This window comes from Pseudomonas sp. AGC41, from assembly GCF_057334555.1.
The window spans coordinates 131,292-145,074 of sequence record NZ_JBHFJB010000163.1; the positions used below are offsets into that span (position 1 = coordinate 131,292).

General features: G+C 61.1%; 13 protein-coding genes. 4 read left to right on the forward strand and 9 right to left on the reverse strand.

The features are described 5' to 3' along the window. From ACE04F_RS28820 to ACE04F_RS28860, 9 genes are all read right to left on the reverse strand, one after another. Positions 1-773, reverse strand: a 773-nt coding sequence (locus tag ACE04F_RS28820) for an MJ0042-type zinc finger domain-containing protein (protein ID WP_486111090.1), incomplete at its 3' end; no start/stop codon positions are given. Positions 774-803: 30 nt separating this feature from the next. After that, positions 804-1,682, reverse strand: a complete 879-nt coding sequence (prmA, locus tag ACE04F_RS28825) for a 50S ribosomal protein L11 methyltransferase (protein WP_486111092.1) — start codon at positions 1,680-1,682, stop codon at positions 804-806. 152 nt (positions 1,683-1,834) lie between these two features. Beyond that, positions 1,835-3,193 carry an acetyl-CoA carboxylase biotin carboxylase subunit gene (gene accC, locus ACE04F_RS28830; protein WP_486111094.1) on the reverse strand — a complete coding sequence of 453 codons (1,359 nt, stop codon included), beginning with the start codon at positions 3,191-3,193 and terminating at the stop codon, positions 1,835-1,837. A 17-nt stretch (positions 3,194-3,210) separates the two neighbouring features. Further along, positions 3,211-3,675 (reverse strand): acetyl-CoA carboxylase biotin carboxyl carrier protein, encoded by a 465-nt coding sequence (gene accB / locus ACE04F_RS28835; protein WP_486111095.1) that lies wholly within the window; start codon positions 3,673-3,675, stop codon positions 3,211-3,213. Between the two features lie 48 nt (positions 3,676-3,723). After that, positions 3,724-4,176 (reverse strand): type II 3-dehydroquinate dehydratase, encoded by a 453-nt coding sequence (gene aroQ, locus ACE04F_RS28840; protein WP_305497076.1) that lies wholly within the window; start codon positions 4,174-4,176, stop codon positions 3,724-3,726. A gap of 259 nt (positions 4,177-4,435) precedes the next feature. Next, complete coding sequence (locus tag ACE04F_RS28845) at positions 4,436-4,888, reverse strand: hypothetical protein (RefSeq protein WP_486111098.1); 453 nt, start codon at positions 4,886-4,888, stop codon at positions 4,436-4,438. Next, positions 4,866-5,249: a polymorphic toxin type 44 domain-containing protein gene (locus ACE04F_RS28850; RefSeq protein ID WP_486111100.1), complete on the reverse strand. Its 384-nt coding sequence runs from the start codon at positions 5,247-5,249 to the stop codon at positions 4,866-4,868. Before ACE04F_RS28850 ends, ACE04F_RS28845 begins: the two co-directional genes overlap by 23 nt. A gap of 109 nt (positions 5,250-5,358) precedes the next feature. Continuing rightward, a complete protein-coding gene (locus ACE04F_RS28855) occupies positions 5,359-7,305 on the reverse strand; it encodes a methyl-accepting chemotaxis protein (protein ID WP_486111102.1) in 1,947 nt (648 codons plus the stop codon). Between the two features lie 52 nt (positions 7,306-7,357). Further along, positions 7,358-9,028 carry a GGDEF domain-containing response regulator gene (locus ACE04F_RS28860; RefSeq protein WP_486111104.1) on the reverse strand — a complete coding sequence of 557 codons (1,671 nt, stop codon included), beginning with the start codon at positions 9,026-9,028 and terminating at the stop codon, positions 7,358-7,360. A 428-nt stretch (positions 9,029-9,456) separates the two neighbouring features. Here ACE04F_RS28860 and ACE04F_RS28865 point away from each other — a divergent pair, with 428 nt between their 5' ends. The 4 genes from ACE04F_RS28865 (at position 9,457) to speA (ending at position 13,749) form a co-directional block, all read left to right on the forward strand. Beyond that, positions 9,457-10,524 (forward strand): DUF2333 family protein, encoded by a 1,068-nt coding sequence (locus ACE04F_RS28865; protein WP_486111106.1) that lies wholly within the window; start codon positions 9,457-9,459, stop codon positions 10,522-10,524. A gap of 3 nt (positions 10,525-10,527) precedes the next feature. Then, entirely contained in the window at positions 10,528-11,085 is a 558-nt protein-coding gene (locus tag ACE04F_RS28870) for an NUDIX hydrolase (protein WP_486111108.1), read from the forward strand. Positions 11,086-11,256: 171 nt separating this feature from the next. Next, a complete protein-coding gene (locus ACE04F_RS28875) occupies positions 11,257-11,628 on the forward strand; it encodes a translation initiation factor Sui1 (RefSeq protein ID WP_486111110.1) in 372 nt (123 codons plus the stop codon). 207 nt (positions 11,629-11,835) lie between these two features. After that, positions 11,836-13,749, forward strand: coding sequence for an arginine decarboxylase (gene speA / locus ACE04F_RS28880; protein WP_039593533.1), 1,914 nt, complete (start codon positions 11,836-11,838; stop codon positions 13,747-13,749). Positions 13,750-13,783 lie beyond the last annotated feature (34 nt).

A 13,783-nucleotide genomic window follows, 5' to 3' on the forward strand; every position in this document is an offset into this window, starting at 1 on the left:
CTCCAGAGCAAACGGCGGCCCCAGGGCGAGCGGCGTTTGCGCCAGTCCAGTTGCAGTGGATCATCGTCAAGGTCCTGCAGGGCTTCGGCGCGTATCCCCGGCTCATGGCGCTCGCGCTTCTTGCGCGCTGTTGCCGCAGGCTCCGGTTCGTCATCCAGGTCGTCGGTGGCGGACAGGCGCTCAAGGTGTTCATGCGGCTCATCGTCCGGCGTGAGGCTCAGCGGGGCGACAGGTTCGTCGTCCGGCTCCAGGGGCTCAAGGGCCAGGGACAAGGAAGGTTCGGTCCGTGGCGGCCGGGCGGGCTCATGAGGCTCGAACGGCTCGACCGGCATTTGCAGGGCGCCTTCGGTGCGCTCGACGGGGGATTCGCTGTAAAGGCTGTCGGACCAAGCCTCCGGCTCGTCCGGAAGCTGCTCGCGCTGGGCGCTCAGGTTGTCTTCGCGACGCCGGCCAAAGCTGTCCGGGGCGCGCTTTTCAAGGCGCTCCAGGCGCGCCAGCTCCTTGTCCAGGTCATCGAGGTCGAGCTCGGCGGCGCTCCATTGTTTCTGGCTGATGGCGCGGGGCGGCGCTGTCTCAACGACTGGCGCGGCGAGAGGCGCGAGAGGGGGCGCGACGCTCTTGGCGGTGCGCTGTTCGAGCAATTGTCGCGCGGCGTTGAACACCTGCAGGCACGAGCCGCAGCGAACCACCCCGCGTGCCACGCTCAATTGAGCATGGCTGACACGAAAACTGGTGTGGCAATGCGGGCACTGGGTGACGAAGCTGTCGGTCATGCGGCAATCCGGTCGATACAGGCGGTCATTCTAGCGCCGACGCCCAGTGATGCGCACCCAGCCATCGCGATTGGCAATCGGGTCCAGGTCGAAATTCCCGGCATAGGCGGCGGCGACTTCTTCGCCCTGTTCCGCCAGGATGCCCGACAGCGCCAGGCGTCCGCCCGGCTTGACCAGGCTGGACAGTTGCGGAGCCAGCGACACCAGCGGGCCGGCGAGGATGTTGGCCACCAGCACGTCGGCCTGGACCTGGGGCAGGTCCTGAGGCAGATACAGCGGGAAAAGCGCTTCGGCAATGTTGTTGCGTCCGGCGTTGTCGCGGGACGCTTCCAGAGCCTGGACATCAATATCGGTGCCGACCGCTTCCTTGGCGCCCAGCAGCAGCGCGGCAATGGCCAGGATCCCCGAACCGCAGCCGAAGTCCAGTACATGGCAGTCCTTCAGGTCCTGGCCGTCGAGCCACTCCAGGCACAGCGCGGTGGTCGGGTGGGTGCCGGTACCGAACGCCAGGCCCGGGTCCAGCAGCAGGTTGACCGCGTCCGGCTCCGGTGCGGCATGCCAGCTTGGCACGATCCACAAGCGCTGGCCGAAGCGCATCGGCTGGAAGTTGTCCATCCAGCTGCGTTCCCAATCCTGGTCCTCGATCACTTCGCTGTGGTGCTCGGGCAGCGGACTGCCGGTCAGCAGTTCCAGGTGAGCAAGCACGCTGGCGGCTTCGGTACCGCCCTCGAACAGGGCCAGCAGGTGGGTATGGGACCACAGCGGCGTGGTGTTGAGTTCCGGCTCGAAGATCGGCTGGTCCTCGGCATCCATGAAGGTGACCGAAACGGCGCCAACTTCAAGAAAGGCGTCTTCATAGGTTTCGGCTTGTTCCGGGCTGATGGCCAGACGTACTTGCAGCCAAGGCATGGCGGGCACCTTTGAAAAAATGGAGTGTGCAGCCATTGGCCGCGAGAAGCGCGCCAGTTTACGCCAGCGCAAAGCTTTTGTGGGAGGGTTTGCGAAACCTGCAGGAACGACAAAGCCGCCCGAAGGCGGCTTTGTCTGGTGCGGGTTGAAGCTTAGTGCTTCTCGCCAGCCAGCTTGTGCTCGAGGTAGTGAATGTTCACGCCCCCTTTGCAGAAGCCTTCGTCGCGGGTGAGGTCGCGGTGCAGCGGGATGTTGGTCTTGATCCCGTCCACCACGATTTCGTCCAGCGCATTGCGCATGCGCGCCATGGCTTCGTCGCGGGTCGCCCCGTAAGTGATCAGCTTGCCGATCAACGAGTCGTAGTTCGGCGGAACGGCATAACCGCTGTACAGGTGCGAATCGACGCGAACGCCGTTGCCGCCCGGGGCATGGAAATGCTTGACCGTGCCTGGGCTTGGCATGAAGGATTTCGGGTCTTCGGCGTTGATCCGGCATTCCAGCGCGTGACCGCGGATGACCACGTCATCCTGGGTGAACGACAGCTTGTTGCCTGCGGCGATGCTGAGCATTTCCTTGACGATGTCGATACCGGTGACCATTTCCGAAACCGGGTGCTCCACCTGAACGCGGGTGTTCATTTCGATGAAGTAGAAACGACCGTTCTCATACAGGAACTCGAACGTGCCGGCGCCGCGATAGCCGATGTCGATACAGGCCTTGACGCAGCGAGCCAGGACTTCCTGGCGAGCCTGTTCGTCGATGCCCGGCGCCGGCGCTTCTTCGAGGACTTTCTGGTGACGGCGTTGCAGCGAGCAGTCGCGGTCGCCCAGATGAATCGCCTGGCCCTGGCCGTCGGACAATACCTGGACTTCGACGTGACGCGGGTTGGTGAGGAATTTTTCCAGGTAGACCATCGGATTGCCGAACGCCGCTCCTGCTTCGGAGCGGGTCAGTTTTGCCGAGGAAATCAGGTCTTCTTCCTTGTGCACCACGCGCATGCCGCGACCACCGCCGCCGCCGGCGGCCTTGATGATCACCGGATAGCCGACTTCGCGACCGATGCGCAAGGCGGTTTCTTCGTCTTCAGGCAGCGGGCCGTCGGAGCCCGGAACGGTTGGCACGCCGGCAGCGATCATCGCGTGCTTGGCCGAAACCTTGTCGCCCATCAGGCGAATGGTTTCGGCTTTCGGACCGATGAAGGCAAAACCGGAGTTTTCCACCTGCTCGGCGAAGTCGGCGTTTTCCGCGAGGAAACCGTAGCCAGGGTGAATGGCGGTAGCGCCGGTCACTTCGGCGGCGGCGATGATCGCCGGGATGTGCAGGTAGGAGTGCGCAGCCGACGCCGGACCGATGCAGACGGATTCATCCGCCAGGCCCAGGTGCATCAGTTCTTTGTCGGCCTTGGAGTAAACGGCGACGGTCTTGATGCCCATCTCTTTGCAGGCACGCAGAATCCGCAGGGCGATCTCACCGCGGTTAGCGATCAGAACTTTTTCCAACTTCGCAGTCATCAAAGGCTCTCCGCGGTTCAAACGATGGTGAACAGCGGTTGGTCGTACTCAACCGGCTGGCCGTCTTCGACGAGGATGGATTCGATCACGCCGCTGGTTTCAGCTTCGATGTGGTTCATCATCTTCATGGCTTCGACGATGCACAGCGTGTCGCCTTTCTTCACGGTCTGGCCAACTTCAACGAAGGACGGCGAGGTCGGGGAAGACTTGCGATAGAACGTGCCTACCATCGGCGAGCGAGCAACAGTGCCGTTGAGCGTCGGCGCGGCCGGTGCGGCTGGTGCCGCGGCGGCAACTGGCGCAGCTGCCGGAGCAGGTGCGGCGACTGGCGCTTGCATCGGTGCCGGTGCATAGAACTGCTGGGCCGGGGTCTTGCTGTGGCGGCTGATGCGTACGGACTCTTCGCCTTCCTTGATCTCGAGCTCGTCGATGCCGGACTCTTCCAGCAATTCGATCAGTTTCTTAACTTTACGGATATCCATGAATCATCAACTCCCAAGGGTCGGTCAGGGGCGTTTAACGCTTGTTGTTCAAGCTGTTGCCTGTTTTTCAAGCTGCTCTAGAGCGGCCTCCAGGGCCAGTCGGTAACCGCTGGCGCCAAGGCCGCAGATCACACCTACCGCTACATCGGAGAAGTAGGAGTGATGGCGGAAAGGTTCGCGTTTGTGCACGTTGGACAGATGCACTTCGATGAATGGGATGCTCACTGCCAGCAGCGCGTCACGTAATGCGACGCTTGTATGTGTAAAAGCCGCGGGATTGATCAGAATGAAATCCACGCCTTCGCCACGCGCGGCATGGATGCGGTCGATCAATTCATATTCGGCATTGCTTTGCAGGTAGAGCAAATGATGGCCGGCGCTACGAGCCCGTTGCTCCAGGTCCTGGTTGATCTGGGCCAGTGTCACGGCGCCGTAGACGCCCGGTTCACGGGTGCCCAGCAGGTTCAGGTTGGGTCCGTGCAGGACCAGAAGGGTCGCCATCTGCTGTTCCTTGTTGTCTGTGAGCAGGTGTCAGAACCCGGAGACTATGCCGCAAAGTCTTTGTGACTGTCCAGTTCCCGGCAATAGCCCGCACGTTGACCGATGTTTGCGCGAAGTTTGTGACCATGTGTCTGGATTCGGTCACCACTGGCATGAGACCGCAGTTGAGCCCTGTGGGAGCGAGCTTGCTCGCGATGACGATGGCACATTCAGCGATGATGCAAGCTGCGCCACCGCTATCGCGAACGAGCTCTCGCCCTTACTCAGTTGGAGCTGAACGCAAATAGATATTCACCGCGGTATAGTCTTCGCCATCGGCGTTTCGGTAGAGGGTATTGCTGTGGAAGGCGTAGATTTCCTTGTCAACCAATACCGTAATCGTTTGTTCCTGGGCGTCTATGGTTACCGAATCATCCCGGGTGACAAGAAATGGCGTCGCGGTTTTCAGTTCGGAAAGTATGTCAGCGTCCGCTGCCAGGGTCCGATAGACGTAATAGCGATAACTGAAAGGAACCGTCGCTCCGCCACGCTCATCCTTTACGCCGTAGATAAATGCATCCTGAGACAAGGTTTTTCGTAATACGACCTCTGTCAACTCAGGCGTATTTTGACGGAAGAAGCATGTCCAACTGGTGTAAGCCAGCGCGAGGGCAAGCACTGTGCACAAGACAGCGAGAAGGGCGGGTTTTTTAGTAGTTTCTGAATTTGGCATATTTTACCCCTTCCTTGATCCATCGCTGATCTCCCGGATCGTCGCCAAAAGGGGCTTGCCCCCACCATGTCCCGAATTCTGCCGTGGTTGTTCCTGCTCGACTTTGGGCCAGACCTGCTGCCCGTAAAAGAACGTCTTCGCTGAAGCCTGCTGCGGTTCCGGTGGCGCCGTAGTTGAAATTTCCAAAGGCTTCATATTCCGCGGATAGTTTCTTGTAGTCCCAAGGGCCACGATTTCTTACTTGGGTATAAAACCAAGAGTAGATAAAAGCCGATCCGGCTTTAAGAACATTTTTCTTATGGTGTGCCACGGCCATGTTTTCTTCGACAGAAACGTCGGGTGGCGACGAAGGTACCCTCATTGCATGTTCCTTTTGCAATTTCTTGAAGGGCCGGGAGCCTAGCATGAGGGGGACCGCGCGACCCAGCGGGAGCAAGCTTACTCGTCACAGGTTCAGTGGGCTTCTGGAATCACACCCGGAACGCCTGTACCGCCGTGTGCAACCGCCCGCCCAGCAGCAGCAGGTGGTCGCCCTGTTCCCGGCCCTGGCCGATGCGCTGCAGGTTATCCCCGCCCAGTTGGTGGATCCGCTCGCTGTGATCGCGGATTTCGCTGACGGCGCCGCTTTGCTGGGCGGTGACATCGGCGATGCGCACCGCGGTATCGGCGATGGTCTGGATCGCCTCGACGATTTTATCCAGCGCGCCATCGGCCGCCTGGGCCTGGTTGGCGGTGGCTTCGGCATGTTCGACCTGGGCGCGCATGCCGTCCACCGATTGGCGTGCTGCCAGTTGCAAACGGGCAATCAGCGCCTGGATCTCGGCCGTGGCGCCTGCGGTGCGTTGGGCCAGGGAGCGGACCTCTTCGGCCACAACCGCGAAGCCGCGGCCCATTTCCCCGGCGCGGGCGGCTTCAATGGCGGCGTTTAGGGCCAGCAGGTTGGTCTGATCGGCAATCGAGCGGATGACGGTCAGCACACCGCCGATGGTTGCCGATTCCTCAGCCAGCTGTTCGATCATTTGCGCATTGCCCTGCACTTCGCCGACCAGCGAGTGCAAGCCGGCGAGGCTCATGCCGATCACTTTCTGGCCTTGCTCCACGGCATGGCCGGCACTGCGACTGGCATCCGCGGCCTGGCTGGCATCGCCGGCCACTTGCTGGATGGTCGCTTCGAGCTCACTGAGGGAGTCGCGGATCAATGCCGTATCACCGGCCTGGTCTTCGGCACCGCTGTGCAATTCGCCACTGAGCTCGGCCAGGGTCCGGCTGCTGCCGGCTACCTGTTCGGCGTTCAGGCGGATGGTACCGACCAGATCCACCAGGTACGCGCGCAGACGATTGAGCGAGGCCTCGATGTCTTGCAATTCGCGGTTGCTGGCGCCCACGCGGATATCCCGGCTGAAGTCCCCTTCGGCCCACGTCGACAGGGCTGGCGCCAAGTGCGTCAAGGTGCGTGCCAAGCGTCGCTGCAAGGTGTCGATGAGCAACGCGATCAACAGGATCAAGCCGATCATCACGCCCTGGATCAAGCGAACCTCCCCTTGGATCTGTCCATGCTGGGCGCGTACCGCCGGTTCCAATGTGTCGATTGCGCTCTGCACTTCAGCGACTTTCAGGTGCGTGGCGTTGCTCAGTTCGGTGCGTTTCTGGATCAGTTCTCGAGTGCGGGCCAACTCCGCAGGGTAGCGGCCAAGCAAGCTGTTGAGTTCGCGCTTGAGGGCGATGCCAGCGTCTTCGGCGACGGTTTTTTCCTGGCTTTCCAGGCCCATCAACGCGGCAAAATCATCGCTGCCCGATTCGCTGCTGGCGGTGACGCCAAGCAATGGCAAGTTGTCGAGCTGCTGGGCCTGGGCGCGGATACTCGCCAATTCCCGCTCGACGTCGGCGGCCAATTCGCTGCGGCCGCTGCTGACCAGTTTTTCCCGCGCCAGGGACAATCGGCCCAAGTGCTGCGAAGCGGTGAACAACGGCGGCAAATAGGCCGCAGCGCCGTTGGCGTATTGGGCGATCTGATCGAGACTGGCGCTCAGCTCCCGCTCGGCCTGCAATAGCAGCGCCTGCGGATCGCCGGCCAGTTTGCCGGCGGCCAGCAGGTCGGTCTTGCTGAAGCTGTCGAGGTTCGCCAGGCTGGGGTGCAGGGTCTTGGCCAGGTCCGACGGGAACTGGTCCAGGTCCTTTTGCAGGCTTTCCAGCGCTTGGGTTGCTGCACTGAGGCGCAGGGCGTCGCCGCTGGCCAGGTAATCCTCGATGTTGCGCGCCACTTCGCCCTGGAACTGCCGCGACAGGCCCAGGTAGCGTTCCATAAGCAGGTAAGGTCGCTCCAAGGCAATTTGCGACCACCACAGGGTGGCGCCAAGGCCAAGGCAAACGGCGACTAAAAGAACAGTATTGAGATTGGTCAGCAGCTTCAGGCGCATCAAGGGTCTACCGGGGGCAGAATCGTAAGTGCCTGAAGTTATTGCGTTTGCGTTACACGTTTATGACCGAATCAGTCGATTCCGATGAAAAAGTGGCACTTTGCTTTGATTGCCTGGCACTCTGCACCCGATTGCGCCCGGCGTGCTTGGCACGGTACAGCGCCTCGTCCGCCTGGCTGGCCATCATCAGGCTGTCGGATTCTTCACTCATCTCCACTACTCCGGCGCTGAAGGTGCACCACAGGTCCTGGGGTTGGGCCGGGTAGTGAATTTCGGCAAAGCGCTGGCGGATTTCGTCCAGGACCTGACAGGCGGCATCAATGTCGGTGTCCGGCATGACAATGGCGAACTCTTCGCCACCGTAGCGCCCGATGAAATCGGTCTTGCGCAGACGCTGCTTGAGAAACAGCGCCAGGCTCTTGATCACCCGGTCGCCCATGGGGTGGCCGTGGCTGTCGTTGACCCGTTTGAAATGGTCGATATCGAGCATGGCGAAGCTCAAGGGCTTGCCTTCACGGCGGGCGCGGAAGCTACAGTCTTCAAGCAATTGCAGGATGTGGGTGTGGTTGTACAGGCCGGTGAGGCTGTCGCGCACCATCCGCGCCTTGAGGTTGCGCGCCCGGGCCGCGCGGTTGCGCACAGTGGTGATCAGATGCCGGGGCTTGATCGGCTTGGTCAGGAAGTCATCGCCACCTTCGCTCATGGCGTCGAGCTGTTTGTCCAGGTCGTCTTCGGCGGACAGGTAAATGATCGGCACGCTGACATAACGGTCGTTGTGGCGAATCACCTTGGCGAGTTCGGTGCCGGTGCAGGCGGGCATGTACATGTCGAGAATGATCAGGTCGGGCTGGAAGTCCGCCAGCTCGGCCATGGCCTGGATCGGCTCGATCAGCGTGCGCGTGACAATGCCGGCGCTGTTGAGCAAGCGCTCGGTGTGCAGGGCCTGGGCGCGGGAATCATCAATGATCAGCACTTTGTAGGGTTCGTACTGGGCGACGCAGGTCAGCACTTCGATTTTTTCCAGCAGGCTCGAAGCCTCCAGCGTGCCGGTGAGAAACTCCTGCCCGCCGGCGCGCACGGCGGCCAGTCGCGTTGGCGTATCGGTTTCCAGCAAACTGAAAAACAATAGCGGCAGTGGTTGATCCAGGCCTTCCTGGGCTTGGGCCGCCAGCTTCAGGCCCACGCCCGGGCCGCTGAAATCCACATCCATGACAATGGCCGCAGGCAGGCGCTCGACCATTGCGGCTCGGAATGCAGCGACACTGTCCAGCGACTGGGCGCTGAGGCCGAAGAACTCCAGTTGCTTGGCCAACCGTTCGGCGCGCTCATGGTCTTGCAGCAATATATAGATGGGCTTGCGCAGCGGCGGCAGGAAGGTCTGCTCGAGCTGGTCGCCATGGCGCAAGCCGGTGCGGGACAGGCGTTGCATCAAGCGATTGATTTCGGTGATCAGCTGGCTGCTCAAGCGTCCGCGATTGGCATCCACCGCTTGCAACGACTGGCCGATACCTTGGGCAAGCTGGCAATGCTCAGGTTGCTCGAAGCGCTCGGCAAAGCGCAGCAGGCGCAAATTGGCTTCACTGAGCTCCGACAGGTCGTTGCTCGACCATTCGCTGCGTTGCAGGCGCTGCCATATCTCCAGGATCTGGCGAGCCTGATGAATTACCCGCTGGGCAAAGTGGTGCTTGAGGCGCTCGCGGCTGGGGTCTTCTGGCTCGGTCATATCCTGACTACTAGTTAGGGGGCATGCTGAGATCGACTGGTGGCTCTATGCTAGCATCTCTTTTCCCTTACATGAGTGTTCTTCATCAATAATCTGCCAGGAGGCGCCATTCAGTTTCTGACCTGCCGGTCTTGAACGGCCTCTGCAATCACGGTGCAGTGTCACGTAATAAAGGGTTTCAGTGCGTTCCAGTAGCCTCTGCAGGCTTTCCGGCACGGCGTAACGACGTTGCTTTCGAGGAATCAGTTCAGCTTTTTCCGACGCTATCCCGTCGAATTCTCAGTTGATGAGGTTAAGGGAATCCCCTAGGAGGGTTCTCGTCGCCTAGCAGTAATTCTCCGATAAGCCCAACGACGGATGCCGGCCAAGGCACGTTGATGTAAGGTTGTGGTCGAACCGTGAACTCAAGTGATTGAAGGGACATCGCCATGCTGGACTGGAAGAACCGCGCGGGCAGCGCGCCTGAACGCGCCGCCGAACCGAAATCGGACACCCGCGGCTATCTGGGTGGGCTGTTTTTCAGTCGGGCGCTGGCCACGCTCGTTGGCCTGTACCTGCTGGTGACTATCGCCGTCGGCTGGTATTGGAGTCAGGAGCCGGAGCTGTTTCCGGTACAGCAGAACGCCCAGGCGGCGGCAGAGAGGGATGGCCGGCAGATGGTGGTCGGTTACACCACGGTCGAAACCCTCAAGACTGTCGCCGGGACCTTGCTGACCAAGCAGGGCGGCTACATTTCCAATGACCGCTTCCCGCCGGGCCTGTGGATGGACAACATGCCCAGCTGGGAATACGGCGTGCTGGTGCAGGTACGCGACCTGAGCCGTGCCCTGCGCAAAGACTTCGCCCGCTCCCAGTCGCAGTCTGCCGAAGACGCCGACCTGGCCAAGGCCGAGCCGCGCTTCAACTTCGACAATCGCAGCTGGGTGCTGCCGTCCAGCGAATCGGAATACCAGGAAGGCATCAATTCCTTGAGCCGCTATCAGGCGCGCCTGTCCGATCCAAGCCAGAAAAGCGCGCTGTTCTATGCCCGCGCCGACAACCTGAACAACTGGCTGGGGGATGTCGGTACGCGCCTGGGGTCGTTGTCCCAACGCCTGTCCGCCAGCGTCGGCCGGGTCAAGCTCAACACGTCGCTGAAGACCGAGGTCCCGGCGCCGGGCCAGGTGCCGCAGGTTGATGAAGAGGTGGTCGAGACCCCATGGCTGCAAATCGACAACGTGTTCTACGAGGCCCGTGGTCAAGCCTGGGCACTGTCTCATTTGCTGCGCGCCATCGAGGTGGATTTCGCTGATGTGCTGGCGAAGAAGAACGCAACGGTCAGCGTGCGGCAGATCATTCGCGAACTGGAGGCTTCACAGGAACCGATCTGGAGCCCAATGATCCTCAACGGCAGCGGCTTCGGGGTATTGGCGAACCACTCGCTGGTCATGGCCAACTATATTTCCCGGGCCAATGCGGCGGTGATTGACCTGCGGCAATTGCTCAACCAGGGCTGACCGATGGACGAAAGCACCCGGGAGGACGCTCACCGAGCGGCCTCGGATGCCGAGCTGATCGCTTGGGTCGACGAAGGCGATAATCTGCTCGGCAGCCTGGTGCGCTCGGATCTGCGCGAGCGCGGCCTGATCGGACGCGGCACCTACATCATGTTGTTCAATTCGGCCGGCGAGCTGTGCGTGCACCGCAGGACTTTGAGCAAGGCCATCTACCCCGGCTACTGGGATGTCGCGGCAGGGGGAATGGTGCAGGCCCACGAGACGTACGCCGAGTCGGCGGCGCGAGAGCTGGCCGAAGAGCTGGGGGTGAGCGGGGTGGAACTGGTCGCCCACGATCACTTCTATTTCGAGGACACCGGCAGTCGCCTGTGGTGCGCGGCGTTTTCCGCGGTGTGGGACGGGCCGTTGGTCCTGCAACCGGAAGAAGTGCTGGAAGCGCGCTTTCTGCCCGTCGAGCAGGTGCTCGATGAAATCCGCCACAAGCCGTATTGCCCTGACTCCCTGGCGGCGCTTGGGCGGTATTTGCGCGCTCGTGAGCGCGGTGTCGCAAAGAAGCTGTAAATTGGCGCTGATTGGCCCTTAGCAAGTGGGCTTTTTGCCGTTACACTGCGCGACTTTTCAAGCTTGGCCGACTTCGTTCGGTCCAGCTGCGCTGCCCCTGCCTGAGTGGGGCTTCGCGGTCGAGGCACTTTCGCCCCTCGACCAGTCTTTGTCCTCCAAAGAGGATTGCCGGTGGCCAAAAAAGCCGCATCCTTCGCCGCCCTGGGCGGCTTGGTATTTTCTACCGACGCCGGTCGTCATTGTCCTGATTGCCGCCAGCCGGTGGATGCCTGCATCTGTCAGCAGATCGTCATTCCTACCGGGGACGGCATCGCTCGCGTACGCCGTGAAAGCAAAGGCCGAGGTGGCAAGACGGTGACCACAATCACCGGCGTGCCGCTGGCCGAGGACGCGCTCAAGGAGCTGGCGACGACGTTGAAAAAACGCTGTGGTACCGGCGGCGCGTTGAAGGATGGCGTCATCGAGATCCAGGGCGATCATGTCGAGCTCTTGCTGGCGGAACTCACCCGACACGGTTTCAAGGCAAAGAAGTCCGGCGGCTAGCAGCTTCTGTGAAACCCACCCTTGCTTGATCCGAACCCCGGTTCGCGATCACCCACATGGTTTTCACAGAGCCTGTTCTGAACGGTTCTAAACTCAGCGCTGCGGGCAGGGTCTACCTTGCTTACAGGCAAATCGTCATTTCCATTCTCTAGACTGCGCCAGCCTCCGACCGGATGGTGCATTTTGACTTCTTTATAGGGGACTTCGATGTCCGTACGACGCACACGCAAAGACGATGGCAGCCAATGGACAGTTGCGGACAGCCGCAGCGTTTACGGGATTCGCCATTGGGGGGCCGGGTATTTCGCGATCAATGAAGCCGGTCGCGTTGAAGTCCGTCCGAACGGCCCCGACAGCTCGCCAATCGATTTGTACGAGCAAGTCGACCAGCTGCGCCAGAGTGGCCTTTCGTTGCCGCTGTTGGTGCGCTTCCCCGACATCCTGCAAGACCGGGTGCGTCAGCTCACCGGCGCGTTCGACAGCAACATTGCGCGCCTGGAATACCAGAGCCAGTACACCGCGCTTTACCCGATCAAGGTAAACCAGCAGGAAGCGGTGATCGAAAACATCATCGCCACCCAGAATGTATCCATCGGCCTGGAAGCCGGTTCCAAGCCCGAGTTGCTGGCGGTGCTGGCCCTGGCGCCAAAGGGCGGGACCATCGTCTGCAATGGCTACAAGGACCGCGAGTTCATCCGCCTGGCGCTGATGGGCCAGAAGCTGGGGCACAACGTCTTCATCGTGATCGAGAAGGAGTCCGAAGTCGGCCTGGTGATCGAAGAGGCCGCGTCGCTCAAGGTCAAGCCGCAGGTCGGTCTGCGGGTGCGCCTGTCGTCCCTGGCATCGAGTAAATGGGCCGATACCGGCGGCGAAAAATCCAAGTTCGGCTTGTCTGCCGCGCAGCTTTTATCGGTGGTCGAGCGCTTTCGCGGCGCCGGCCTGGATCAGGGTATCCGCCTGTTGCACTTCCACATGGGCTCGCAAATCGCCAACCTGGCGGACTACCAGCATGGTTTCAAGGAAGCAATCCGTTACTACGGTGAGCTGCGCAACCTCGGTCTGCCGGTGGATCACATCGATGTCGGCGGCGGTCTGGGCGTCGACTACGACGGTACGCACTCGCGCAACGCCAGTTCGATCAACTACGACATGGACGATTACGCCGGGGTCGTGGTGGGGATGCTCAAGGAGTTCTGCGATGCCCAGAGCCTGCCGCACCCGCACATTTTTTCCGAAAGCGGCCGCTCGTTGACCGCCCACCACGCGATGCTGGTGGTTCAGGTCACCGACGTCGAGAAGCACCACGACGATGTTCCGGTGATCGAAAACAAGGAAAGCCTGCCGGAAACCGTGCAATGGCTGGTGGACTTGCTGGGTCCGACCGATATCGAGATGGTCACCGAGACCTACTGGCGTGCCACCCACTATATGAGTGACGTGGCTGCGCAGTACGCCGATGGCAAGCTGACCCTGGCAGAAAAAGCCCTCGCCGAGCAATGCTACTTCGCCGTGTGCCGTCGCCTGCACAACTCGCTGAAGGCCCGCCAGCGCTCGCACCGTCAAGTGCTCGACGAGCTCAACGACAAGCTGGCCGACAAGTACATCTGCAACTTCTCGGTGTTCCAGAGCTTGCCGGACACCTGGGCGATCGGCCAGGTGTTGCCGATCCTGCCGCTGCATCGACTCGACGAAGAGCCACTGCGCCGCGCCGTGCTGCAAGACTTGACCTGCGACTCCGACGGCAAGATCAAGCAATACGTCGATGAGCAGAGCATCGAGACCAGTCTGCCGGTCCATTCGCTCAATCCGGGCGAAGACTATCTGCTGGGCATTTTCCTGGTCGGTGCCTACCAGGAAATCCTCGGCGACATGCATAACCTGTTTGGTGACACCGACTCGGTGAACATCTACCAGAACGCCGACGGCAGCGTGTACCACGCCGGTATCGAAACCCACGACACCATCGAGGACATGTTGCGCTACGTGCATCTGTCGCCAGAGGAGCTGATGACTCACTACCGTGACAAGTGCGCCAGCGCCCGTATCACGGCAGCCGAACGCACCCAGTTCCTCGATGCCCTGCGCCTCGGGTTGACTCGTTCGTCCTACCTGTCTTCCTGAAAGAGTAATAGCGCCAAGCAACGCCCTCCGGGGC

Excerpts from the sequence above, each read along its gene's own strand:
- ACE04F_RS28870 (WP_486111108.1), top strand. The coding sequence starts at position 10,528 with ATGGACGAAAGCACCCGGGAGGACGCTCACCGAGCGGCCTCGGATGCC.
- aroQ (WP_305497076.1), bottom strand. The coding sequence starts at position 4,176 with ATGGCGACCCTTCTGGTCCTGCACGGACCCAACCTGAACCTGCTGGGC.
- ACE04F_RS28855 (WP_486111102.1), bottom strand. The coding sequence starts at position 7,305 with ATGCGCCTGAAGCTGCTGACCAATCTCAATACTGTTCTTTTAGTCGCC.
- prmA (WP_486111092.1), bottom strand. The coding sequence starts at position 1,682 with ATGCCTTGGCTGCAAGTACGTCTGGCCATCAGCCCGGAACAAGCCGAA.
- ACE04F_RS28850 (WP_486111100.1), bottom strand. The coding sequence starts at position 5,249 with ATGAGGGTACCTTCGTCGCCACCCGACGTTTCTGTCGAAGAAAACATG.
- ACE04F_RS28865 (WP_486111106.1), top strand. The coding sequence starts at position 9,457 with ATGCTGGACTGGAAGAACCGCGCGGGCAGCGCGCCTGAACGCGCCGCC.
- ACE04F_RS28845 (WP_486111098.1), bottom strand. The coding sequence starts at position 4,888 with ATGCCAAATTCAGAAACTACTAAAAAACCCGCCCTTCTCGCTGTCTTG.
- accC (WP_486111094.1), bottom strand. The coding sequence starts at position 3,193 with ATGACTGCGAAGTTGGAAAAAGTTCTGATCGCTAACCGCGGTGAGATC.
- ACE04F_RS28860 (WP_486111104.1), bottom strand. The coding sequence starts at position 9,028 with ATGACCGAGCCAGAAGACCCCAGCCGCGAGCGCCTCAAGCACCACTTT.
- accB (WP_486111095.1), bottom strand. The coding sequence starts at position 3,675 with ATGGATATCCGTAAAGTTAAGAAACTGATCGAATTGCTGGAAGAGTCC.
- speA (WP_039593533.1), top strand. The coding sequence starts at position 11,836 with ATGTCCGTACGACGCACACGCAAAGACGATGGCAGCCAATGGACAGTT.